The organism is Aquirufa aurantiipilula (assembly GCF_019923745.1).
GTDB classification, from domain to species: Bacteria; Bacteroidota; Bacteroidia; order Cytophagales; family Spirosomataceae; genus Aquirufa; species Aquirufa aurantiipilula.
The window spans coordinates 69,948-94,752 of record NZ_JAANOG010000006.1 but is presented as its reverse complement, the minus strand read 5'-3'; the positions used below and the strand labels follow the sequence as shown (position 1 = coordinate 94,752).

The 24,805-nt window shown below is 39.4% G+C and carries 23 protein-coding genes; 11 read left to right on the top strand and 12 right to left on the bottom strand.

Annotation, left to right across the window (positions count from 1 at the left end; genetic code table 11):
- Positions 1-3: 3 nt before the first annotated feature.
- The 8 genes from G9H60_RS08285 to G9H60_RS08250 all read right to left on the bottom strand — a co-directional run bounded on the left by G9H60_RS08285 (position 4) and on the right by G9H60_RS08250 (position 6,425).
- Positions 4-1,566: a hypothetical protein gene (locus G9H60_RS08285; protein ID WP_223143592.1), complete on the bottom strand. Its 1,563-nt coding sequence runs from the start codon at positions 1,564-1,566 to the stop codon at positions 4-6.
- Between the two features lie 24 nt (positions 1,567-1,590).
- Positions 1,591-2,328 carry a glycosyltransferase family 2 protein gene (locus tag G9H60_RS08280; RefSeq protein WP_223143591.1) on the bottom strand — a complete coding sequence of 246 codons (738 nt, stop codon included), beginning with the start codon at positions 2,326-2,328 and terminating at the stop codon, positions 1,591-1,593.
- 4 nt (positions 2,329-2,332) lie between these two features.
- On the bottom strand, positions 2,333-3,397 hold the full coding sequence (locus G9H60_RS08275) for an NAD-dependent epimerase/dehydratase family protein (protein ID WP_223143590.1): 1,065 nt from the start codon (positions 3,395-3,397) through the stop codon (positions 2,333-2,335).
- Positions 3,397-4,452 carry an NAD-dependent epimerase/dehydratase family protein gene (locus G9H60_RS08270; RefSeq protein WP_223143589.1) on the bottom strand — a complete coding sequence of 352 codons (1,056 nt, stop codon included), beginning with the start codon at positions 4,450-4,452 and terminating at the stop codon, positions 3,397-3,399. The genes G9H60_RS08275 and G9H60_RS08270 overlap by 1 nt, the downstream gene beginning before the upstream one ends.
- 177 nt (positions 4,453-4,629) lie before the next feature.
- A complete protein-coding gene (locus tag G9H60_RS08265) occupies positions 4,630-5,343 on the bottom strand; it encodes an SGNH/GDSL hydrolase family protein (RefSeq protein WP_262899995.1) in 714 nt (237 codons plus the stop codon).
- A gap of 49 nt (positions 5,344-5,392) precedes the next feature.
- The gene (locus G9H60_RS08260; RefSeq protein WP_223143588.1) at positions 5,393-5,710 is read right to left on the bottom strand and encodes a Dabb family protein; all 318 of its coding nucleotides are present in this window, start codon (positions 5,708-5,710) and stop codon (positions 5,393-5,395) included.
- A gap of 93 nt (positions 5,711-5,803) precedes the next feature.
- Positions 5,804-6,061: a TfoX/Sxy family DNA transformation protein gene (locus G9H60_RS08255; RefSeq protein ID WP_223143587.1), complete on the bottom strand. Its 258-nt coding sequence runs from the start codon at positions 6,059-6,061 to the stop codon at positions 5,804-5,806.
- Positions 6,051-6,425 carry a DUF4260 family protein gene (locus tag G9H60_RS08250; protein WP_223143586.1) on the bottom strand — a complete coding sequence of 125 codons (375 nt, stop codon included), beginning with the start codon at positions 6,423-6,425 and terminating at the stop codon, positions 6,051-6,053. Before G9H60_RS08250 ends, G9H60_RS08255 begins: the two co-directional genes overlap by 11 nt.
- Positions 6,426-6,620: 195 nt before the next feature.
- Here G9H60_RS08250 and G9H60_RS08245 point away from each other — a divergent pair, with 195 nt between their 5' ends.
- A complete protein-coding gene (locus G9H60_RS08245; RefSeq protein WP_262899994.1) occupies positions 6,621-8,771 on the top strand; it encodes a TIM-barrel domain-containing protein in 2,151 nt (716 codons plus the stop codon).
- A 12-nt stretch (positions 8,772-8,783) separates the two neighbouring features.
- Positions 8,784-9,662, top strand: a complete 879-nt coding sequence (locus tag G9H60_RS08240) for a PIG-L deacetylase family protein (RefSeq protein ID WP_223143585.1) — start codon at positions 8,784-8,786, stop codon at positions 9,660-9,662.
- 10 nt (positions 9,663-9,672) lie between these two features.
- Here the strand turns inward: G9H60_RS08240 and G9H60_RS08235 are convergent, their stop codons facing one another.
- On the bottom strand, positions 9,673-10,359 hold the full coding sequence (locus G9H60_RS08235; protein ID WP_223143584.1) for a carbohydrate-binding family 9-like protein: 687 nt from the start codon (positions 10,357-10,359) through the stop codon (positions 9,673-9,675).
- A complete protein-coding gene (locus tag G9H60_RS08230) occupies positions 10,356-10,706 on the bottom strand; it encodes a DUF2834 domain-containing protein (RefSeq protein ID WP_223143583.1) in 351 nt (116 codons plus the stop codon). Before G9H60_RS08230 ends, G9H60_RS08235 begins: the two co-directional genes overlap by 4 nt.
- Positions 10,707-10,820: 114 nt before the next feature.
- Here G9H60_RS08230 and G9H60_RS08225 point away from each other — a divergent pair, with 114 nt between their 5' ends.
- From G9H60_RS08225 to G9H60_RS08210, 4 genes are all read left to right on the top strand, one after another.
- Positions 10,821-11,462, top strand: coding sequence for a DsbA family oxidoreductase (locus G9H60_RS08225; protein WP_223143582.1), 642 nt, complete (start codon positions 10,821-10,823; stop codon positions 11,460-11,462).
- 174 nt (positions 11,463-11,636) lie between these two features.
- Complete coding sequence (gene hemN / locus G9H60_RS08220; RefSeq protein ID WP_262899993.1) at positions 11,637-13,001, top strand: oxygen-independent coproporphyrinogen III oxidase; 1,365 nt, start codon at positions 11,637-11,639, stop codon at positions 12,999-13,001.
- Between the two features lie 96 nt (positions 13,002-13,097).
- Positions 13,098-13,601 (top strand): GNAT family N-acetyltransferase, encoded by a 504-nt coding sequence (locus G9H60_RS08215; RefSeq protein ID WP_223143581.1) that lies wholly within the window; start codon positions 13,098-13,100, stop codon positions 13,599-13,601.
- Complete coding sequence (locus tag G9H60_RS08210) at positions 13,589-14,092, top strand: hypothetical protein (protein ID WP_223143580.1); 504 nt, start codon at positions 13,589-13,591, stop codon at positions 14,090-14,092. The genes G9H60_RS08215 and G9H60_RS08210 overlap by 13 nt, the downstream gene beginning before the upstream one ends.
- On the opposite strand, the gene G9H60_RS08205 is transcribed toward G9H60_RS08210, so the two are convergent.
- The gene (locus tag G9H60_RS08205) at positions 14,060-14,626 is read right to left on the bottom strand and encodes a pentapeptide repeat-containing protein (protein ID WP_223143579.1); all 567 of its coding nucleotides are present in this window, start codon (positions 14,624-14,626) and stop codon (positions 14,060-14,062) included. The two genes, G9H60_RS08210 and G9H60_RS08205, sit on opposite strands and share 33 nt — an antisense overlap.
- A gap of 128 nt (positions 14,627-14,754) precedes the next feature.
- Between G9H60_RS08205 and G9H60_RS08200 the strand changes: the two genes are divergently transcribed.
- The 5 genes from G9H60_RS08200 to G9H60_RS08180 are packed head-to-tail and all read left to right on the top strand — an operon-like array spanning position 14,755 to position 23,225.
- Entirely contained in the window at positions 14,755-15,477 is a 723-nt protein-coding gene (locus tag G9H60_RS08200) for a hypothetical protein (protein ID WP_223143578.1), read from the top strand.
- A 9-nt stretch (positions 15,478-15,486) separates the two neighbouring features.
- Entirely contained in the window at positions 15,487-16,848 is a 1,362-nt protein-coding gene (locus tag G9H60_RS08195; RefSeq protein ID WP_223143577.1) for a c-type cytochrome domain-containing protein, read from the top strand.
- A gap of 45 nt (positions 16,849-16,893) precedes the next feature.
- A complete protein-coding gene (locus tag G9H60_RS08190; RefSeq protein WP_262899992.1) occupies positions 16,894-20,064 on the top strand; it encodes a DUF1553 domain-containing protein in 3,171 nt (1,056 codons plus the stop codon).
- A gap of 4 nt (positions 20,065-20,068) precedes the next feature.
- The gene (locus tag G9H60_RS08185) at positions 20,069-21,553 is read left to right on the top strand and encodes a DUF1501 domain-containing protein (protein WP_223143575.1); all 1,485 of its coding nucleotides are present in this window, start codon (positions 20,069-20,071) and stop codon (positions 21,551-21,553) included.
- 25 nt (positions 21,554-21,578) lie between these two features.
- Complete coding sequence (locus G9H60_RS08180; RefSeq protein WP_223143574.1) at positions 21,579-23,225, top strand: FAD-dependent oxidoreductase; 1,647 nt, start codon at positions 21,579-21,581, stop codon at positions 23,223-23,225.
- Positions 23,226-23,359: 134 nt separating this feature from the next.
- On the opposite strand, the gene G9H60_RS08175 is transcribed toward G9H60_RS08180, so the two are convergent.
- On the bottom strand, positions 23,360-24,802 hold the full coding sequence (locus G9H60_RS08175; RefSeq protein ID WP_223143573.1) for an AAA family ATPase: 1,443 nt from the start codon (positions 24,800-24,802) through the stop codon (positions 23,360-23,362).
- Positions 24,803-24,805 lie beyond the last annotated feature (3 nt).

Sequence of the window (24,805 nt, the reverse complement as noted above, 5' to 3'; positions counted from 1 at the left end):
TCCTTAATTAGTAATAGTTAGGGATGATAAATATTGGTAATTAGTATTTTGATTATTTGGTAAATTTAATAAAAATACTTGAAAGTGGGATATCGGCAAAGTATTGAAAATCAATAAATTACTGTGCTTGACACGATCAAGATAGTCATTTGACAAGGATGTGATGAAATATTTTTTTCTAGGCACATCTTCTTGTCTTATTACCACAAACCTTCGTTCTGTTATATCTATTTTTTCAGGAAGCTGATTCCACGACAAAGATAATCGACCATCCTGAATTCGAATTGAGCTGGGCTTGATTTCAGGTATATTTTGAATCTCAAACAAGGGTAATTGCTTTGGAATATTTTCTCCATCAAATTTGAAAATTGGGGCTTTTAATAATTGCATAGTTTGTGGAGGACATTCGTAAGCCGATGAAGTTTGAAAATAATAAGCTCCGAGCAGGTCTGCTGTCCAGCGCTGATTCATTTCCTGCATGGGTCTTCTTGCCATAAAAAATGAAGCTAGCAACCATGTTCCCGATAGTAATAAAGCCCAAGGGAGTCGGAGTAACTGTTGCTTAGGCAAAATCAACGAACAATACATGGCCATCAATAGGGTATTTCCATATAATAAAAAGCGATCAGAAATGGCAATGAGCTCTAAATTACCCATGCCCGCTCTTCCATAGCTAATTAAAAAGCCAGTAGCGGCGATTTGAAGAAATATCAAAGATGGAAATGTGATGTTGATTCGAAAAGAACCCACTATTTTCCAAATAAAATAAAGTACTATTGGAACCCCCGCCAACAAATTCAACCAAGTTCTAAATGAATCTGAAACAGGGAGAGCCCAGTTTCCCATAAAAATAAAAAGTCCTTTGACGAAGTTCCAAGATAGCTTTCCAGATGAGCTGCCGTCTCCTACATAATCGTGAAAATAGAAAACGATTACTGCTACAGATAAAACGGTGAATGGGATTTTTAGAGCAGATTTTTTGGACCAAAGTACATAGCCTACCATGGGTAAAAAAGCAATTCCTTCTGTCGATACAAATGGATACAATAAGGCTAAAATGATGACCCATACTGCATTTTCCGAGTAAAATAATCCGTAGGCAATCCATACTAAAAAAAGGATGGAACTAGTATGTTGTAAAACCCCGACTAAATTATAGTTATCTAAATTCCCAAATGGGGCAAACAATAAAGCGGATATACCTAGTAAATGCCATGCTGAGCGTTTGATTTTTTTCAAGAACCAATGGAAAGGAATGATAATGAATAGCATCTGGACATTGGCCAGAATGATCGCCGTTTTAAAATTCAAATTCCCCAATAAGGTATATTGCACAAGAATCCATGTCCTTGAATAGGCTATTCGATGTATGTTATTATGGAAATGAAAAATGTAGTCGATGTTCTCTCTCCAGGAATGCTTTTGAACGTAGTCCAATAATTCCAAAAAAGCATAATCATCTCCCCAATTGGGGAAATTTAGGGTATACTGTTGTAATCGATAAAAATGGAAAAATAGTATTCCTCCCATGGCCAAAAACCAAGCAATTTTTTCATGTAAGCGCATGGTTGATGGAAGTATTGGAAGCATTTATTTTTTCAAATAATCGTTTCGAGAAAGGTATTTTTCAATCAAAATATAGAGTAAGATGAACAAGTATCGACTTCCCATTTCTTTGATTTTCAAATTGGATTGTCCAGCTTTTCTGTTGCGCCAAGAGTTGGGCAAAACCTCATACGAATATCCCCGAATGATGGCTTTTAAAGGTAATTCAATGGTCAAGTTAAAATGTGCCGAAAGAAAGGGTTTAAGTCCTTCAATGGTATTTTTTCGGTACATTTTGAAGGCATTGGTAGAATCATTGTATGGAATTCCCACCAAAAATCGAATCAAGGTATTTGCAAAGCGATTAATGATGTATTTATGCTTGGGATAATCATAGGTTGTCCCGCCCTTGATGAATCGAGAACCAAAAACACAATCTAGGTTTTTTTCTACCATTAAACGGTAAAAAGCAATGAGATCTTGTGGGTCATCTGAAAGGTCTGCCATCATTACGGCTACGATATCTCCTTTGAAACGCTCTAATCCATACCGTATCGCATAACCAAAACCATTAGGCCCAGGGTTGGTATAAATGGTTAAACTGGGTATGCTCTTTTGTAAATTCTCTAAAATTACCAGCGTTTGATCCTTGGAATTGTCGTTTACTACCACAATCTCATGGTCTATTTTTGCTTCTTGTAGAGCTGCATACAAGGATTCCAATGTTTCAACAATGGAACCTTCTTCATTATAAGCGGGTATGACTATACTCAGTTGGGACATACCTCTAGGATAAAATGGGTTGTAGAAATGCTTGATCCTGAATAAACCAATCATGAACCTCTTCCAATAAAGTAGGGACACTTATTTCAGGTTTCCACTGGCTGAAATCGGTAATTCGACTATTATCCGTGATATAAATTGGTAGATCTCCCGGTCGGTTTTCTGCAGAAGAACTAATCGGAATCTTATTTCCTGTAATTTGAACGCAAAGTTCAGTTAATTCAGCTAAGGAAACACTGTTCTCTAGCCCTCCCCCCACATTGAATATTTGACCATGGTGTAAATCTAGGTGCTGAATTTGCCATAGGACCAATCGGAACAAATCTTTGACGTGCAGTACATCTCGAATTTGTTGGCCATTTCCCCCAAAACCAATGTAGGAAAGTGATTTATTCCAAAAGTGTTTAGCCATCCAGAGTACAATAACCCCTTGGTCAATTTTGCCCATTTGGTATGGACCACTTAAAACGCCACAACGATTAATGACCGTTGGGATTACAAAATTATGCGCAAATTCTTGAATGATGTATTCTGAAGAAAGCTTAGTAGCGCCATATAATGACCTCAATCCCGCTAATGGAAAATTTTCTGCTACTCCTTTTTCACTGAGCCCTTCATAGGCTTGTTGATGGGATAAAACAAAACGCTTTTCCTCTTTTTGGTATTGAATGTCGGATAAACTGTTGTAAGGATATACCCGACTAGTCGAAAGAAAGATAAATGCTGCTTGATGTTTTTTGGCAAAATACAGTGTATTGATGGTCCCGTTTAAATTGGTATCAATTAAATATTCCAATTCACCAGCCTGACTGCCTGCTAGTACAGAAGGTTCTGCCGCCGCATCAATGACCACATCTACTTTTGGAATTCGATCAAAATCCGTTTTGATTCGGACATCACCGTGAACAAATTTTACTCCTAGCGGAAGGATTTTATTGAGGTTTAATTCTGAACCTCTTCTCGACAAATTATCTAGGCAATAAACTTCACAATCAACAAGATGTTGTTTGAAAAGAGCCGCTAAATTTGAGCCGACAAAACCACAACCCCCAGTGATGAGTATCTTCATTATGCTTTGGCTTCCATGTAACGGTTGTAAATATCTTGGAACACGTCTTCCAAAGATTTAGTTATGTCCCAATTTGGATAATGAGACTTCATTTTACGCAAGTCAGAGTAGTAGCAAATATGATCACCTATGCGATTGGTTTCATCGTATTTATATTTCATGGGAATACCGCTAATCTTAGAAATAATATCAAAAGCTTCTAAAATAGAAACCGAATTAGCTTTTCCTCCTCCGATGTTATAAACTTCAGCTACACGAGGGGCTTGGATAAATTCCTCAATGAATCTGGCTACATCATAAGAGTGTATATTATCTCGTACCTGTTTCCCTTTATATCCAAAAACGGTGTATTCTTTTTGTTCTAAATTGCATTTAATCAAATAGCTAAGAAAGCCATGTAATTCCACTCCCGCATGGTTAGGTCCGGTTAAACAACCACCACGCAAACAGGCAGTTGGCATGTTAAAATAACGTCCATATTCTTGAACTGAAATATCAGCTGATACTTTGGATGCACCAAAAAGCGAGTGTTTGGATTGGTCAATGCTAAAGCTTTCCGCAATACCATGTTCATAGGTATCATCATCATAGTCAAAGCGTGTTTCCAATTCTTTCATTGGGATGAAATTGGGAGCATCGCCGTACACTTTATTGGTAGATAAATGAACAAATGGTACCGAAGTACTGTATCTGCGCAAGGATTCTAATAAATTAAATGTACCAACGGCATTGGTATCGAAGTCTTCAAATGGAATAGAAGCTGCTCGGTCATGACTAGGTTGTGCAGCAGTGTGCACAATGGCATCAGGACTTATTTTCGGGATTAAATCTAGGACAGCTTGACGGTCGCGAATGTCGATTGTATGATGCTGATAGGAATTTCCAAACTTGGCTAATCGATCTTGGTTCGTCGAATTGTCACCTTGTGAACCAAAAAATACGGCTCTTTGATTGTTGTCTATTCCGTGCACTTCCCAGCCCTTTTCTAAGAAATATTCGCTCACTTCTGAACCAATTAATCCCAGAGAACCGGTAACCATTAATTTTTTTGACATGTAGCTTAAATAATTGGATTAAATCAAAGACAAAATTATCGTTTTATTTTTAAATATAGAATTTGATGGGGCATTTTGCCTTTTAATTACAATCTTCTATAATCACACAAGAAATCATAGTTAGGAATTCGTTGGACTGGAAGTAGTTGCGTACCATTTTTAGTAGCCAAAGTTGCCTTACCTATTGAAAAATTTCATCAACTCAGTAGAAATCAATGCGTGCCCTTTTTCATTGGGGTGATTTACTTGCGACATCAAGTCTGAAATAGGAGTAGAAGCCTTCACTTGATTCCGAAAAAGTGTATATGTATCCACAAAACCTACCTGATGAGTTTTAGCTAATTCTTGGACTTGCTGACCATGCTGGTCTAAAATGGAATTTGTATCTAAAATATCTACCCTTTGGTCCGGTGAGGCACTTAATAATATGACCTTGATTCCCTTTGATTGAGCCATTTGAATCATTTTTACCCATGCATTTTTAGCTCTTTCTAAACCAATCCCTCGATCATTGAGGACATAATCTATAAAAATGACGTCTGGACGATGGCTCAAAACATCTTGTTCAAACCTAGCGGCCCCTTTTTCCGCGTTTTCCCCACCTATGGATGTATTGATGATGTTAATGGCTGCAAAAGGGTATTGCTCCTTGAGCGACTTTAATACTTGGTAGGGATAAGCTCCTAAGGTATTTACTACAGGGGTTTTGAAATATCCCGCTGGAACAGAATGCCCGTGGAATACTAAATTGATTATGCGATTTTTTGGCCATTCTTTGACCAACTCTTGTTTGATTTCTTGTAAGTAATCAGTTTGTGAAGCTTGACTCAAAGCCTGAATACTAAAGCCAAGAAAGCAGGCCATCAGGCCTATCCAACGTGTTATTTTCATGGTATAGGTTTAAAAAAAGAGCCCCTAAAGGCTCTTTTAAGGAGATTTATTATACGTCTTGCGCATCAAAAACCACGACTTTTTTCCATAAATGGCTGTAGTTTTTAACAAAATCTTGGTGAATGAGGTGGTCTTGATATATTTTTTGATCTTTTTCATTTTCAAAAAACATCAATTCTGATACGTCCCATGAAGTATCCACTACATCTCTTTTTTCAGTGGAAGCCAATACCCCAATGTGTATTTTTTGGATGGCATCAATGCCTTTAAGGGTGTTTAATCCTTCAATGAGCTTGTTTCGGTCCTCCGTAGACTCAGGGTTATTTAACCAAAAGAATACGTGATGTAATAAATATTTAGTTTCCATATGTTTAAAAAGATTCGTCTATTCGATGAATCTAAACTACATCAAAATGCTTAGAATGGCTGTAGGGTCGACTAAATATTTACCGAATGGCTTTTATTTTCGGCCCAATAATTGTTTGATTTCTTGTTTTTCTTGCCCAGTAATTTCGGTCCAAACTTTACCTTGTAAGGCCATTTCAATTCCATAGAAGATGTTTAAATTAGGTTGAATACCTTTTTCTACTAGTTTTTCGGAGATGCTCAGATAATCGGTCGATAATAAATCTTGTTCGGTATAAATACCAATTTGGTTGAGAATACCTGTGGTATATGGGCCAAAATTGCGAATATCTTCGAGGCGTCTATTGCTCATGGTTTTTGAACTTACTTTTTCCTATCCATCCTAAATGTGTGTGCTCGAAACTTTCTAATTTTAAGCCATATCCTAGCACCCTATCGATGGTGCTATGCGCCATAAAAATGAGGCTTATTTGTAGAAGAAGTGGTATGTGTCCAATACCACCAAGCAGAATCCCCAAAGCGATTATTCCTTGGTGATGAAATAGATTATAGGCTTGTAGTCCTAATTTTTTTGAAAGGACAACAGCTAAAAATGAAAGGTCAGGAGCTAAAATCAGCCAAGCAAATGTGCCCCATTGATTTGGGAAAAACTCCATGTATGCCCAAATACTCAAGGCAAATAAGCCTAAAGATTCTAGTTTTAACAGATATTTCATGATAAGCCTTTTGACCAAAATAAGATTAAATATTTCAAAATGAGGCATGAATTATGACAAATGGTCTCTGGTTAGAAAATGAATGAGATTTCATATCATGAATGACTAGAGAATCCGGTCAATAGCAGGCAAAATTAGGTTGATTTGTTCTTCCATGAATATTTGGACATATTTGAATCTCTAAGCCTTTAAAACATGAATCCAATGCGCAATTTGGGGACCATTATTTATCTATTTTTTTCTTTATCTCTTTTTGCTCAAAAGGGAAGTCTGTGGAAAGAAGTTCAGCCAGGTGTTTGGAAAACGCAAATAGGGAATCCCCGCCATATCAGTTTACTCCAAGCAGCGGGCGCTAATGCCCTTCATGAAGCATTAGGCAAGTTGCCCAATGAAAAATTCCCTTTGTCGAAAGAGGACATCAAAATTCAGCTAATTGATAAAAAAATATACCTTCGTTTTCCTTTGAGTCAAGAGGAGCAGGTTTTTGGTTTGGGATTGAATTTTCAAACGGTCAATCAACGAGGACGGATTTTAAACTTGCATGTAGACCATTATGGGGGAAAAGATAATGGACGCACCCATGCACCAGTTCCTTTTTATGTTTCATCCAAAGGTTATGGTGTTTTAATCGACGCTGCGTCTTATATGACAGTTTATGCGGGATCTAATGTCCGTGCTGACGCCAAGCGTCCAGCTCCCATACAAGATCGAAATTCGGATAAAAATTGGGATTCACAACCCCCTTCAGATGTGTTGGAAGTCTTGATTCCTGCCGATGGAGCTAGTATATATGTTTTTGCTGGACCAAGTCCTATGCAGGTAGTTCAGCGGTATAATTTATTCAATGGTGGAGGTTATTTGCCACCTAAATGGGGATTAGGTTTTACCCAACGAGTTCCGACTTTGTTTAGTCAAGATGACATCATCAAGGAGGCAAAGAGCTTTGAAACACATCAATTTCCTTTGGATTTTATTGGTGTAGAACCAGGCTGGCATTCTGCGTCTTATCCTTGTACTTTTGAATGGGATCCGGGTCGTTTTCCTCGTCCCAAAGCCTTTTTAGATACCTTAGCCCGCATGGGCTTATCGGCCAATCTCTGGTTGAATCCTTATATTTCGCCGAAGTCTTCCTTGTATGCAGGAATGAAAAAATACACGGGTTCCCACCTAGTTTGGAATGGAATAGTTCCAGATTTTACTTTGCCCCAGGCAAGAAAATTAGTCAAGGATCATTTTGTAAAAAACCATTTGGATATTGGCGTGGGAGGCTATAAAATCGATGAGGTTGATGGATACGACAATTGGATTTGGCCAGATGTGGCCACGTTTCCATCTGGAACGAGTGCCGAACAGATGCGACAAATATATGGTTTGATGGTACAAGAAATGACTAGTTCTTGGTACAAGGAGAAAAACAAAAGAACCTATGGTTTGATCCGTGCTTCCAATGCGGGTTCAAGTTCTTTGCCCTATGTGATTTACAATGATTATTATAGCCACAAAGATTTTATAACGGCATTAGTTAATTCTAGTTTTATTGGAGTGCTTTGGACACCAGAAGTTAGAGCATCTAAATCGGCAGAGGAATGGGTTAGAAGGATGCAATCAGTTTGTTTTTCGCCCATGGCCATGTTGAATGCTTGGTCGGATGGGACAAAACCATGGTCTTTTCCTGAAGTAGAAAAAGCAGTTAGTGATGTGGCGAATTTACGGATGCAACTACTTCCATATCTCTACACGACCTTTGCCCAGTATCGTTTTGAAGGGAAGCCTCCTTTTAGAGCGATGAATCTAGTAGATGGATTTGGCTACAAACCTCAGGGGGCCAAGGGGAAGGTGGATGCAACGGAAAATCCTTATGGAATGAGTGTTAAAAACGATATCAAGGATCAGTACATGATGGGCGATTTTATCTTAGTGGCACCTATGTTTGCGGGAGAGAAAACGCGCGAAGTTTATTTACCTGAAGGGAAATGGTATGACTTTTATACTGGGAAATTAGCTGGTGAAAATCAAAAAATACAGATTAGCCCAAGTTTAGATAAGATTCCTCTTTTTGTCAAAGATGGGGCATTGATTCCCATGGTGCCAGTACACCGACAAGCCCCCAAAGACGGACAAGCATTTGCTTTAGAAATTCGACATTATGGTCAGAAAGCAGGTACTTGGAAATTATACGATGATGACGGCCGGACTTTCAATTTTGAAAAGGGCGCTCATAGTTGGACTGAATTTGGGGTGAAACAAGGAAGCAATGGGCAATTAGAAGCTTATCCAAAACAAGTAGCTCCTCATTCGAACTTTGGGTATTTGCCTGAAATTACTTGGACATTTATGACAAAATAAACTGAATAACAGATGAAAAAAGGAATTCTTTTAACCGTTTTAATGGCCTGTGTAGTCACTTGGAACATTAGTGCGCAAGATCGCCCATTGCAAATTATCATGATAGGTGCGCATCCGGATGATTGCGATATCAAGAGCGGAGGAACGGCGGCCTTGTTTGTGGCTATGGGCCATCATGTTAAATTTGTATCAGTTACCAATGGAGATGCAGGACATCAAACAGAAGGTGGAGGGATGTTGGCAAAAAGAAGAATTGCAGAAACCAAAGAGGTGGCTCGCAGATTAGGTGTTTCCTATGATGTATTGGATAATCATGATGGGGAGCTTTTACCTAGTTTAGAAATTCGTTTGCAAATCATCCGAAAAATACGAGAATGGAAAGCAGATGTGGTGATTGCTCCACGCTCAAATGACTACCATCCTGATCACCGATATACGGGCGTTTTGGTTCAAGATGCAGCCTTTATGGTAGGTGTGCCCAATGTGGCACCTGATGTAGAACCCTTGAGAAAGAACCCAGTATTCTTGTATTTTCAAGATAATTTCAAAAAGCCTAATCCTTTTCAAGCAGATATTGCTGTCGATATAACACCAGTTCTGGACAAAAAATTAGCTGGCTTAGATGCTCATCAATCTCAATTTTATGAGTGGTTGCCTTGGATAGGAAACTACGAAAATGAGGTGCCAAAAGATCCGGCCAAACACAAGGAGTATTTATTGGCTAAACGAGTTCAAGCACCCAATCCTGAGGTAAGAAAAACCTTAGAAAAATGGTACGGTAAATCCCGTGCTGATCAAGCTAAATATGCCGAAGCATTTGAAATTTGTGAATACGGAACGCAACCAACGGAACAAGATATTCGTCGATTATTTCCTATGCTAGGGAAATAAGGTATGGGGTCTATTTAAACAGAAAGACCCCATATTTTTTATAGTCGTGGAATGTACCTGGCAATGGAGACCAGGACCATTTCGCCATTTTTCCTGAATCATAATCTAGCCTACAAAAATTGCCTTTCCATATGGATCCTGGTTTTGCTGGAACATTTTCTAAGGGAGTGAGCAAAGTGAAAGGGATAAATAGTTCAGCTGACCAAGCACCTGTGCCACCTGGAATGTGTTTGAAAGAAACCTTCTTTTGAACTTTTCTTTCTCCTTCATAATGCCAGGGTAACCAACCGTAAAATTTGCCATTCGAATTTGGTACCATTAAGACGAGTTCTTTTTCCAAAGGATTGATTTCATATTCAAAATAAAGAGGCACAGAAGGATTTGGATGGAAAAACACTTCGAATACATCTGCTTGGTATAAATCTTCAAAATCGTTCTGAAAAGTTGTGCTTATTTTTCGGTCTTTACCCTCCAAATACACATACATACCTTTGTCGGAATACAGGATTTTAAATCTAGTTTCCAGTTCCTTAGCTAATTCATTCCTAGCGGGTAAAGGATACCATTTGCTTTGTTGCCAAGCCATATGGGTCGCTTGACCATCGATGGTGAAGTCGGTAACATGCTGAACTAGCAGAGTATCTTGAGCAAATAGAGAAATTGGGGAAAGAATCAATAAGTATAGCCAATGTTTCATATTGCGGGTGTGAGTGATATTTTTTTATGTCTGAAAAACAAGAAAAGAGGGAATGCAAAAGCGTAGCCTATCAGAAAAGTTGCCAAGATATACAACCCTTTATTTTTCATTTGCAATCGATAGCCTTCCACCAGCATGAAAAAAGTCCCTGCTGTGGTTCCTGTCCAGAAATCGAAAGTTAAACTTTTGGCATAATAACTGGTCCATGTACTTTGAACAAATTGCATGACGTCAAAATTTCCGTTTTGTTCTTGCATACCTAGCCAAACAAAATAAAAAGTGATTGAACCTCCAACAATAGAAAGGAAGAGATAAAAATAGGCAATGCTGAATGGGAGAGGTTTCATGGCTTGATGATTGAGTTGGTTAAAAGCTAAAGTTGCTTTGTACAATTTACTCAAATATTCGAATCGGAACTTTTTATATGCGAAATTCGGTTTTGGAACATTAAACTAGCCAAGATGAAAATAGAAATTTGGAGTGATATCATGTGTCCCTTTTGTTACATCGGAAAACGACATTTAGAAAAGGCGTTGGAACAATTTGATTCTAACACAGCGATTGAAATTGAATGGAAAAGTTATCAACTGGATCCTAGCATTCCGATGCATTTCGAGGAGCCAGTGAATATTTATGAATACTTAGCGGATCGTAAGGGAATCAGTGTGGAGAAATCGAAGGAGATGCACCAAAATGTAGCTGATATGGCTGCTCATGTAGGATTGAATTACCAGTTTGATCGTTTGGTGGTTGCCAATTCCATGAAAGCACATCAGTTAATTCAGTTGGCCAAAGAGCAAAAAAAGGATAATGAAATCGAGGAAAAGCTTTTTGAAGCCTATTTTGTGGAGGGGAAAAACTTGGCCTTAGAAACGGATTTGGTGGCTATTGGGGAATCGGTAGGATTAGAAAAAGAGGCCATTTTAGCAGCTTTGGTGAATGATGAATTGGCTTATCGAGTAAGACAGGATACGCAGGAAGGGATTAGCTTGGGCTTGAAAGGTGTACCATTTTTCGTGTTCAATCGTCGATATGGAATCCCAGGAGCGCAGCCTTTGCAGGTATTCTTGGATACGCTTCGCCAAGCTGCGGAACATGATTAATATCAGTTTTTTATCAAGTAATTGGTACTTTTCTCAGGAATCAAACCAGCCAATCTGAGTAGTTTTGTCCACATTGGCATGTCAACTTAGATTTGTCAACTTTTCAAAAGTTGACAAATCTCCCAGATTTACAGATTTAAATGAAGCTGACAGATCACCCAGAAAAAGCTAAAAATGAGTCCAATTGATACCACTTTACTGAATAAATACAATGTCCCAATTCCGCGATACACAAGTTATCCAACGGTGCCATATTGGGATAATCAAATAGATGCTAATCAGTGGAAATCAGCTTTTTCTTTGCGATTTGAGGAATGCAATGTTTCCCAAGGAATCAGCCTCTATATTCACCTTCCTTTTTGTGAAAGTATGTGTACCTTTTGTGGTTGTAATAAACGCATTACCACCAACCACAAAGTAGAAGACGAATATATCGAGGTGGTGTTGAAAGAATGGCAATTATACCGCCAACAAATGTCTTCCACTCCTTTAATTAGGGAGTTTCATTTAGGTGGAGGCACACCTACATTTTTTTCACCAGAAAATTTACAACGCTTAATTCAAACCATCCTTTCGGATTCTCAGGTTGCTGATGAGCATGAATTTAGCTTTGAAGGCCACCCCAATAATACCACTTATGCTCATTTAAAGACCTTATTTGATCTCGGTTTTAATCGGGTGAGTTTTGGAATGCAAGACAGTAATCCTGAAGTTCAACAAGTGATAAACCGTATTCAACCTCAGGAAAATGTCCAACAAGTGGTTCAGTGGGCTAGGGAAATTGGTTATGAATCAGTCAATATTGATTTGGTTTATGGCCTTCCTCTCCAAACCATCGATCGTATCGAAAAGACGATTCAAGATGCCATTTCTTTACGTCCTGATAGAATAGCGTTTTACAGTTATGCACACGTGCCATGGACAAGTCGAGGGCAGCGCTTATTCGACGAAAATGATTTACCATCAGCTCCCGAAAAATTAGCTTTGTACCAATTGGGTCGAAGTCTTTTTCTAGCCCAAGGATATCAAGATATTGGGATGGACCATTTTGCTTTGCCTGATGATTTGATGTATAAAATCAAAGAACAGGGGACATTGCACCGTAATTTTATGGGATATACTGTCCAACAAACTGGCATGGTTTTGGGTTTAGGTGTTTCTAGTATCAGTGATGTTTTTTATGGCTTTGCACAAAATAAAAAAACAATTCATGATTACTATGAGGAAGTCAAACAAGGAAAATTAGCTGTATTTAAAGGGTATTTTTTGACTGATACAGATCAAGCCATGCGACAATATATTTTGGATGTTGCTTGTAATGGTAAGACCCAATTTAGATCCGAAGATATTCCAACCTTAGAATTATATAGTTTTCCCTATTTAGCAGAATTAGAAGAAGACGGATTAATTCAATGGGATTATCAAGGTTTAACTCTGACTACCACAGGAGCCAACTTTGTTCGAAATGTTTGTAAGGCATTTGACTTAAAACTATTATCCGACGAGCATGCTACCCTGAAGTTTAGTCAAGCCGTTTAAACAAAAACATCTTAGCTTCATCAACTTACAACCCTACGAGATTTTTTATTTTCTTTACAGAAATTATTTGGGGCTTTTAGCCCCATCCTTTTATCTATGGTGGTCAAGCTATTAAAAAGTCAACGATTATATGTTAAAGATCTAGGTCTTAATGATGCCTCATTTTTACTGGAATTATTGAATACTCCTGGATTTATTCAGTTTATAGGAGATAGAGGTGTAAGAACCTTACTCGAAGCCGAGGATTTTTGTACCAAATTGCGCGATAATCCTGGGATTCATTATCGAGTGGTATTTCTTCAATCTGCCGATATTCCTCTTGGAATTATTTCCCTGGTTCAAAGAGATTATTTACCTCAACCGGATATCGGTTTTGCTTTTTTACCGTCTCATTTTGGGAAGGGCTATGCTTATGAAGCCGCTAGTTTAGTATTGGAGGATTATTTTGCCAATCAAAAAGCACCTATATTCGCTACTACCTTAGAGGATAATGTGCGCTCCATACGCTTATTACTACACCTAAGTTTGACATTTGAAAGGAGCATAGTACGAGATCATCAACAATTACTTGTGTATAAAAAAGACCCATGGAATCATTAGAAAGGCAAGTTCAACAGTTGGAAGAAAACATGTCTCATATGCATGTGACTAATCCCCATATTTCTGAGGGCTCAGTTGGCTGGCATATTGAACATTGTCTGTTGGTGATGATCAGTATCATAAGTGCCCTAAAAAAATCCGATATCAATAGTTACCGCTGGGTATTTAATTGGAGAAGAGCATGGATATTTTTTACTCAAAAAATTCCAAGGGGTCGTGTGAAAGCCCCGAAGTATGTTGATCCTTTACACATTGATCCGTTACATGTAACGGATTTACATGTAACGGATCAATGTGTAAAGGATTCGCTGGCCAAGGTGCATCAATTATTGGAAGAGATGAAGACCCTACCAACTAAAACCTATTTTCACCATTTTATTTTTGGAGATTTGGATCTAAAGGACACCCATTATTTTTTGAGAATCCATACTCACCATCACTTAAAAATAATGGCGGAATTAATCAATGATGATGCCAAAGCTCGTCAATAAACCTGCTAGACTTGATTTAGAAAATTTGGCTTTTTTGATTCGATTAATTTGAGGATTTATCTCAAAATGATACGATGTTCTGAAGTCGGCCTTTTCTAAATTAGTTTGGTCAAATTGCGCATGCAACAAATCACATTCTTCAAAAATAGCCTCGCTCAAATTGGCATTTCCGAAATCGACTTCATGCAATGAGCAATGTTTAAATTTTGCCTTTTTCATTTGTCGCTGATAAAATGATGATAGATTTAAAAAGCAATGGTCAAAGTGTACCTCAAATAAAAAAGGGTTGGCGTATTCAAAATGCAAACCTTGCAAGCGGCAATTCTCAAAGGTCACATGTTGCCATTTGGTATTTCCCATCTTGACAAGGCTAAGGTTGCAATCTTGGAACTGACAATTGATGAACGAATATTCCGATAAATCCAATTGAGCGAAATCACAATGCTTAAATATACAAGCTTCATATTCTCCTTTCGGGAACCCCTCCACAGTGTAATATTTCTTCTCAAATGTTTCTTGAAATCGGTTTTCCATAAGGGGTAGATTTAAACAGCTAATTTACAAGAAATTTAAGGAGAAATTCCACCTTCAATACTCTTTCCTAAGGCTAGGGGATTCAGAAAAAGATTGTAAATTAGGCCAGATTTAAAACCTATTTTCCCATGATGAAACAGCTAGCACGAATCTTTTTGGTATGTGCCTTATTGGTGTATCCATGTTTTATTCAAGCACAAAAATTCATTGAAGGTTCTTGGTCCAATACGCAAGGAGATGTAACTAGTTGGCTTTTAGTTACAGATCAACTGCTTAGTTTTACCCAATTTGAAACAAATAGCCATAAGCTGATTGCAACTTACGGCGGAACGTATCGAATGAAAGGGAAGGAATTGGAAATTCAACAAGAGTGGAATTCGCAGGATTCTTTACAAGTGGGTCAATTGAAAAAGATTACTTTTCAAAAGAAAAAGAGACAAATTCAACTAGAACAACTTGTTTATACCCCGATGGACAAAGGGGAGTCTGGGAAAATGAAAGGTGCATGGATTATTGTGGGGAATTTTTCGGGCGATATTATGTCGCGAAGACCGAATCCTTTTTTCCCAAGGAGAACCATGAAAATGCATACTGGGAATGCTTTCCAATGGATTGCTTACAATGTTCAAACAAAACAATTTTTTGGTACAGGCGGAGGCTTTTATAGTACTCAAGCAAATAACTATACAGAAGAGATTGTATTTTTTACCAAAGCCAGTTCGAGTATTGGCAAAAAATTGATATTTGATTTTCAAATTCAGGATGGAATTTGGCGACATAAAGGCCAAAAATCTACAGGAGGCGCCATGGATGAGGCTTGGTCCAGAAGGGAATTATTGGATCATAAATAATTTTCCTCAATGATTGATTTGTTAGGCCATTTTCATCCCTTTTTAGTACACTTTCCCATTGGGATATTGGTTTTAGCTTGTGTCATGATTTGGTTGCAGGCTATTCGGAAGACTGAAACCCAATCCTCCATTTCTATCCTACTTTTGTTGGGGACTATCGCAGCTATATTGGCCGCTATTTCTGGCTTTCTTTTATCCAATTCAGGTGAGTATGAAAAAGGAGATGGTTTAGCCCATCAATGGTGGGGAATAGGAACAAGCATTTGTGCCATCATTCTTTATTTTTTTCAAGCTTATCAAAAAATCATTAGCCTTGTTTTACTCATTGCTATAGCTATCACGGGTCATTTAGGTGGTGAGCTTACCTATGGATCTAACTATTTATTTGCCAGTAAAAAGACAAATTCTCCTGTGAAGAAATTGAGCCTTTCCACCATAGATACAATTCAACAGAAAGTCGAACTGGATACCGCAATTGAAGTGGTTCGCATGAAAGGAAATAATCCATTTGAGCAAGAAGTTTTACCCATTTTAAAAAGCCATTGCTTTCAATGTCATTCGAGTAAAAAACAGAAAGGAAAACTACGTTTGGATACCAAGACTTTTATCAAAAAAGGCGGAAAGGAAGGCCTAATCTTACATGCAGGAAATCCGCTAAAAAGTCATTTATATAGTTATTTGATTTTGCCAGAAGACGATGATTTACACATGCCTCCAGAAGGTAAAAAACAACTGAACTCAAGGCAGATTGACATCATTAAAAGATGGATTGAAATGGGTGCTCCTTTTGGTGAGTCAGAGGCAGAGTCATTGCATGCGACTGTAAAGTCATTGCATGCAATGCCTCTGCCTCTGCCTATAAAACCCGCATCCGATGAAGCCCTGCTAGAAGCAAAAAAACAAGGCATTAGTATTAGCCCCTATCCATCCTCGAACGGCGGTTTGAGCTTAAATTTTGTCAATATTAAGCGTCTGGATCCAAAAGTTTGGCAAGCGACAAGTGCTTTACAAAAACAAGTTTTACAAATTAAATTATCTAAAAGACAAGACATCCAAGTGGAAGATCTTTTGAATTTTAAGAACCTTCAGCAACTGAATCTAGAACAAAGTAATGTTCAAGATGCTGATTTAGAACATTTGGGGCAATTACCTCATCTAAGTCAGTTAAATCTCTATGGTACAGGGATTTCTGACCAGGGGATAAAAGCCATTGTTGCGATGAAGGCATTAAAAGTTCTTTATATTTGGCAGAGTAAGCTTAGTCAAGAAGGTTTACAACGATTGAAAACAGCCCGCCCCGACGTATCTATTGTGGAAGGCAAATTTCAATTTAGTCCGCCAGATACAAATCGTTTGAAAGCAATAAAATAGCGTATGAAAAGGTATGGGTTTTTGATATTTCCACTTTGTTTTTTGATGGCCGCTAAGCCACCTAAAAGCTTGCCTATGCCAGCCGATGTGGCTATGGAATATCGTCAACTTCCCACCGCTCTGGACTTCAATATTCATATTAAACCGATATTGTCCGACAAATGCTTTGCTTGTCATGGCCCTGATAAAGCGAAACAAAAAGCGGGCTTGCGACTTGATTTGCCAGAGAATGCCTATGCCAAATTGCCAGAAAGTCCAGGTAAAGTGGCTATCACACCGGGTAATCTACAAAAGAGCGAATTGGCACATCGTATTCTTTCCAAAGACCCGAGTTATGTCATGCCTGAGCCAAAATCTCACTTGAGTTTATCCGCCAAGGAAAAAGCCATTCTCCTAAAATGGATTCAAGACGGAGCCGTTTACAAACCACATTGGGCTTTTGTTAAACCGGTGAAACATATTATCCCGGAATCTAAAAAGGGGATGAATGTGATTGATTACTGGGTGCAAACAAAACTAGAAAAGGAGTCAATAAAAATAAGTGCCAAAGCCTCCAAAGCATTACTGCTTCGTCGGCTATCTTTTGATTTAACGGGTCTTGCTCCCAGTATCTCTGAACTAGATAATTTTCTTGCAGACAATACCCCGAATGCGTATGAAAAGCAGGTAGATCGACTGCTTGCTTCTCCTCATTTTGGCGAAAAAATGGCCGTTGATTGGTTGGATTTAGCGCGTTTTGCAGATTCTCATGGCTATACCGTGGACCGTATACGTGATATGTCGCCCTACCGCGATTGGGTCATTAAGGCTTTTAATAACAATATGCCTTATGATACCTTCATACATCAGCAATTGGCCGGAGATTTAATGCCCAATCCCAGCAAGGACATGTTGATTGCCACTGGATTTAATCGAAATCATCCCCAAAATACGGAGGGAGGCATTGTAGAGGAAGAGTTTCAAGCAGAATATGTGATTGACAGAACCAATACTTTTGGAGAGGCATTTATGGCAATTTCCACAGGTTGTGCTCGTTGCCATGATCATAAATACGACCCTATTTCTCAGAAAAACTATTACGAGCTATTCAGCTTTTTTAATAATGTTCGTGAAGCGGGACAAATTTCCTATTCCGATGATTTGCCTACGCCTACTTTGATGTTACCTACCAAAGAAAAAGATGAGGTGTTGAAGTTCATTCAAACCAAGATTCTTACGATGGAGGAAAAAATGAATCAAATTCCTGCATCCAATGCCCCTTTTCAAAATTGGATAAAGAGCAAAGGCCATGAAAAATTGGCAGTAGATATCATACCTCAACTTGGCTTGGTGGCTTATTTTGATTTGGATGCGGCATTGAAAAATAGACTGAACGATAAGCATGTCGCTGTGATCAAGCGAGAATCAGGCAAGACGGGCGATCAACCCGTTTTTGTGAAAGGAAAGCAGGGGCAAGGTTTGGCTTTTGATGGGGATATTTATGCAGATTTAAGCCCTGCTGGAGTGTTTAGAAAGTCGGAACCATTTACCATAGCCATGTGGGTAAATATTCCCAAAGACATGAAAGAAGGCGTAATTTTTCATAAAAGTAATGCGGAGCGACTGTATAATTTCAAGGGTTTTCATGTCTATTTAAAAAACAATCGACTGGAAATCAACATGGCACATACCGCTCCATCGAATGCCATCAATAAGGTGATGAAATCAGATATCCCACGAGACCAATGGATACACCTAACCCTGACTTATGATGGTTCTTCGAAAGCTGCTGGATTTAATTTGTTCGTCGATGGCGAAAAGTCGGACATGGAAACGGTCATTGATCAGCTGTATAAAGACATTATTTATTTCTCCAAAAATGAATTGGGTTTGCAAATTGGGGGATGGTGGCGAGGCCTTGGCTTTAAAGGTGGCAAAGCCGATGAAGTAGCCATTTATAATCGGGAACTTATTCCTTATGAAATACAAATTTTAGCTCAAAGAGCCTCTTGGAAAGAGTTAGTCTACAAATCGCAAGACCAATGGACTAACCCCCAAGGCGAAGCTTTTCGGGCGTATTTCAAACAGAATTTGGATAGTAACCAATTGGCTTTATCTAAAGAAATCAAACATTGGCGCACAGCTTTGGCTGATTCCTCAGAGAAAATAGAGGAGGTAATGATCATGCAAGAAATGCCGCAGCCCAAAAAATCATTTTTGCTTCAACGTGGTCAATACGATGCCAGAGGAGAAGAAGTATTTCCGAATACCCCTCAAAAGATTTTACCATTTCCAGCCAACTTACCGAAGAATAGACTCGGCTTAGCACAATGGTTAACTCATGAAAATAATCCCTTGACTGCTCGTGTGGCCGTAAATCGCTTTTGGCAAAACTTTTTTGGGACTGGTATCGTCAAAACGTCCGAAGACTTTGGAAACCAGGGAGAAATGCCTTCCCACCCCGAATTATTAGACGCATTGGCTATCCAATTCCGAGAATCTGGTTGGAATATCAAACAAATGATGAAGCAAATGGTGATGTCGGAAACCTACCAACAAGATTCAAAAGCTACAACCGAACAAAGGGAAAAAGACCCAGAAAATCGTTTATTAGCGAGAGGCCCCTCCGTCCGATTAAGTGCAGAAATGATTCGAGATAATGCCCTTCAAGCCAGTGGTTTATTGGTACAAAAAATTGGTGGAAAAAGTGTCTATCCTTATCAACCCGATGGTTTATGGGAAATCAATAGCTCCCATTACAAACAAGATACCACTTCAGCAGTATATCGTAGAAGTTTGTATGTAGTCGTGAAGCGATCCGTTCCGAACCCTACATTAGCTACATTTGATGCCCCGGCAAGAAGTTCTTGTTTGGTCCGTCGACAAAAAACCAATACACCATTACAGGCGCTAGTAGGTTTGAATGATCCTACCTTTTTGGAAGCAGCCAAGATATTGGGCGAACAAATGGCCGCAGAGAAAGATGTTAACAAAGCCATACAAATGACCTTTAAAAAACTGACTAGTCGGGAAGCATCGGAAAAGGAATTGGCTTTGCTGGTCGACTTGCAAAGAAAAAGTTTGGTTCGTTTTCAGCAAGATGCAAGAAAAGCTAAAGGCTGGCTGCAAGCAGGAATGAAGCGAGTACAAGGAAATATGGATGGCAACCTAGTAGCAGCCAATGCAGTGGTAGCCAGTGCCATCATGAATTCAGATGCTAGCCTTACTAAACGATAAAATTATGGGACATCAACATACCGATCCATTTCGTTTATCGCATCCCGATTTGGAAAAGCTTAATTGGGGACTAGACCGACGGGATTTTTTGAAGAAGACAGCCATGGGTTTTGGAGCCATAGCCTTGAATGGTTTGTTGGCTTCCCATCAGGCACAAGGCCAATCTTTGGAACAACAAATAATGTCTGCCTTACCTAGAATAGCGCCCAAGGCGAAACGAGTGGTGTATTTATTCATGAGCGGAGGCCCGTCCCAGTTTGAAACCTGGGATTATAAACCTGAATTGACTAAACGGATGGGTCAGGATTTGCCCGATTCTATTCGCAAAGGTCAGCGCTTAACGGGGATGAGTGCTAATCAGGCTATTTTGCCTGTGGCAGCTTCTGCCTATGGGTTCAGGCAGTATGGTCAAAGTCAAACTTGGGTGAGTGATTTATTGCCATATACAGCTCAGGTGGTGGATGAATTGTGCGTAATCAAATCCATGTTTACCGAACAAATCAACCATGACCCAGCGATTACCTTTTTTCAGACTGGACATCAATTACCCGGTCGACCATCCATCGGTTCTTGGTTAAGTTATGGTTTAGGTTCAGAGAATCAAAACTTGCCTGCATTCATTGTCATGGTATCTAAGGATGCGTCTAAAGATCAGCCATTATATGCCCGACTTTGGGGAAATGGATTTTTGCCTTCGGAGCATCAAGGTGTTCAATTTAGATCGAGTAAAGACCCTGTTTTATTCCTATCAAATCCCGAAGGATACGATGGCAAGGATCGTCAAGAAATGTTGGAGTATTTGAAGCAATTGAACCAATTGCAAAATGAATCTTGGGGTGATCCAGAAGTAGATGCGCGCATAGCCCAATATGAAATGGCTTTCAAAATGCAAACCTCGGTTCCCGAAGTGATGGATGTTTCGGATGAGCCACAGGAAGTGTTTGATTTGTATGGACCCAACAGTCGAGATAAAGGAAGCTTTGCCGCCAATTGCTTGTTAGCTAGAAAGCTATTGGAAAAAGATGTGCGTTTTGTTCAGCTCTATCATCAAGGCTGGGATCATCACGATAGTTTGCCTAAAAACATCGTTAATCAGTGCAAGCAAACCGATCAAGCTACTGCAGCTTTAATCATGGATTTAAAGCGTAGAGGTATGCTGGAAGATACCTTGGTGATTTGGGGTGGGGAGTTTGGTAGAACGGTTTATTCTCAAGGGAAATTATCGCCAACAGGTTATGGACGAGATCATCATCCTAAGTGCTTTAGCATGTGGATGGCAGGAGCTGGAGTGAAGGCGGGAACGACTTTTGGCCAGACGGATGATTTCAGTTATAATATCGTCAAAGACCCCGTGCACGTGCATGATTTTCAGGCTACTTTGTTGCATTTGATGGGCATTGACCATGAGCAATTAGTGTATAAATACCAGGGTCGTAGGTTCCGATTAACCGACGTGCATGGCAAATTGGTCAAAGGGATTCTGGCCTAGTTTTTTCATCTTATGTTGACAAATTATGAAAGTTTATAAGGTTCTAATTGTAGTATTTCTTACTTGTCTTTTTCTACCTACTTGGGCACAAAAAAGCACCTATTCTGCCGATGTAATTGTATATGGTGGAAATGCTTCGGCCATCATTGCAGCGGTACAAGTGAAAAAAATGGGGCATAGTGTTATCGTCGTATCGCCCGACAAACATTTGGGTGGATTAACTTCTGGCGGTTTGGGCTTTTCAGATACTGGAAACAAAGAGGTGATTGGAGGTTTATCAAGAGAATTTTATCAACGTATTTATCAGCATTATCAAAAGGAAGAAAACTGGCTTTGGGAAAAGAAATCGCAGTTTGGCAATAAGGGCCAAGGAACTGTGGCGATGGATGGCGCCAATAAAACCATGTGGATTTTTGAGCCACATGCCGCGGAGCAGGTGATGGAAGATTTGGTTAAAGAATACCAAATTCAGGTTTTGCGAGAGGAATTTTTGGACAGGAGTCGGCAAGGCATTCGTTTAAAAGATGCCAAAATTCAGGAGATAACAACCCTGTCCAAGAAACGATTTATCGGTAAAATGTTCATTGATGCTACATATGAGGGCGACTTGATGGCCTTAGCAGGGGTTAAGTATCATGTCGGTAGAGAGGCGAATTCGGTGTATGGAGAAAAGTGGAATGGGGTGCAGGTTGGAGTATTTCAGCATGGACATTATTTCAAATCGAAGATTAGTCCGTTTAAGGTTGCCAATGACCCAAGCAGCGGTTTATTGCCCGAAGTATCCACGGAAAAACCAGGACCGAATGGTTCGGGAGATCATAAAATCCAAGCTTACTGTTTTCGGATGTGTTTGAGCAATCACCCCGACAACCGGATTGCTTTTCCTAAGCCTGAAGGATATAATCCAGATCGATATACACTGTATGCCCGGGTTTTTGAAAGCGGTTGGCGAGAGACCTTTGATAAGTTTGATGCCATACCTAACCGAAAGACAGATACCAATAATCATGGACCGTTTAGTACCGATTTCATAGGTAAAAACTACGATTATCCAGAGGCTACTTATGCACGTAGAAAAGCGATCATTAAGGAACATGAATTATACCAAAAGGGATTGATGTATTTCTTGCAAAATGACCCAAGAGTGCCTTCAGAAGTTCAGGAACGCATGAAAACCTGGGGTTTAGCCAAAGATGAATTTAAAGATAATGGGGGCTGGCCGCATCAATTATATGTGAGAGAGGCAAGAAGAATGCTGGGCAAATACGTTATGAAAGAGGCGGATGCATTGGGAAAAACGAAGATCGAAGAACCGATTGGCATGGGCTCCTATTCCTTGGACGCACATAATGCCCAGCGATTTGTGACGGCGGATGGTTATGTTCAAAATGAAGGAGATATTGGGGTGCATCCAGATAAACCTTATTCCATTAGTTATGGCTCCATTGTTCCTAAAGAGCAGGAATGTCAAAATTTATTGGTGCCTGTTTGTCTTTCCAGCTCGCACATCGCTTATGGATCGATCCGCATGGAACCTGTCTTTATGATATTAGGTCAATCCGCTGCCACCGCAGCCGTATTAGCCATCCAGCAAAAAACTAGCACCCAGCAAGTGCCTTATTCGCTATTGAAAGAACGACTTTTAAAAGATGGGCAGGTGGTTTCTTATTAGTTATTAGGGTTTAGTTATTAGGTATTAAATGCAATGCAGAAAGAGGAATTTTAAGGAGAGCCTTATCATTGCTTAATAACAAAGTCACCACAAATTAAACATTCTAAACACTAAACCCTAATAACTAATACCTATTAAAGCAAATCCTTAAACTGATACCCTTCCGTAATGCGTTCCTTGCTTAATTTACGGTATTCGGCTAATCCCCAAAGGACTAGTTCTTTCATGAAATAGCGATCTTCTTTTTTTACTTTTGGGATGTATTTTTTTAGTAAATCACCCAAAGGTTTAATGGAGTCTAAGCTACTTTGGTATTCGGCATCCGAGCAATCATCCGTAATCACCACGCCGCCTTCGGTAAAGATGTATTCCAATAGAGGGTCATAAGGACTTACCAAATCTTTTTTGTGCAGCTTCTCTATTTTAGGGAAATAGTTCGGGAAAAAATGGTGCACCGCCTGACTGATTAATTGTTGGGCTACTTCTGCCGCACCTTCTTGTTCGCCTTCATAGACTAACTCCACTTTTCCGGTGATGGAAGGGACTATGCCCATAAAATCCGACAATCGTAAAGAAGTATGATCATCTCCCGCACGTAATGAACGTCTTTCAGCAGCGCTCATCAGGTTTTCTAAAGCTGTAATGCTCATACGCGCACTAACACCACTTTTGGCATCTACAAACTCACTATCTCTAGCCACAAAACTGATTTGCTCCAAAATATCCATGGCCAATTCAGGCACATAGACACGGTCTTTTTGCTCTTTCTCCAGCTTAGCTTCTTGGGCCGTAATGGTTTTAGCAATTTCGATACTCTCTGGATAATGCGTTAAGATTTGAGATCCAATACGGTCTTTCAATGGGGTCACGATACTTCCACGGTTGGTATAATCTTCCGGATTCGCTGTGAAAATGAATTGCAAATCCAAAGGCATACGCAATTTGAAGCCGCGGATTTGAATATCCCCTTCTTGTAGAATATTGAACAAGGCCACTTGGATACGGGCTTGTAAATCGGGTAATTCATTGATGACGAAAATACAGCGATTGGCACAAGGAATCATTCCAAAATGTATCACTCGGTCATCGGCATAGGACAACTTCAAATTAGCTGCTTTGATGGGGTCAACGTCTCCAATTAGGTCTGCCACAGTCACATCTGGCGTGGCTAGTTTTTCGAAGAAACGTTCATCGCGGTGCAACCAAGAAATGGGGGTAGCGTCTCCTTTTTCGGCTATCAAATCTTTGGCATATCGGGAGATAGGCTGGAAGGGATCATCATTGATTTCAGAACCACTGACAAAGGGAATATACTCATCCAATAGGCTGACCATCAAGCGAGCCAAGCGAGTTTTTGCTTGTCCACGAAGACCCAGTAGGTTAATGTTATGTCTGGACAAAATAGCTCTTTCTAATTCAGGAATAACGGTATGTTCAAAACCATGCACCCCTTCAAATGGCGTTATGCCCGCTTTGATTTTAGCGATCAAATTTTGTCTTAATTCATCCTTGATGCCTCTGCTGGTATATCCTGATTTTTTTAGTTCTCCTAAAGTGGCAATTGTGTTCATTGACATGTG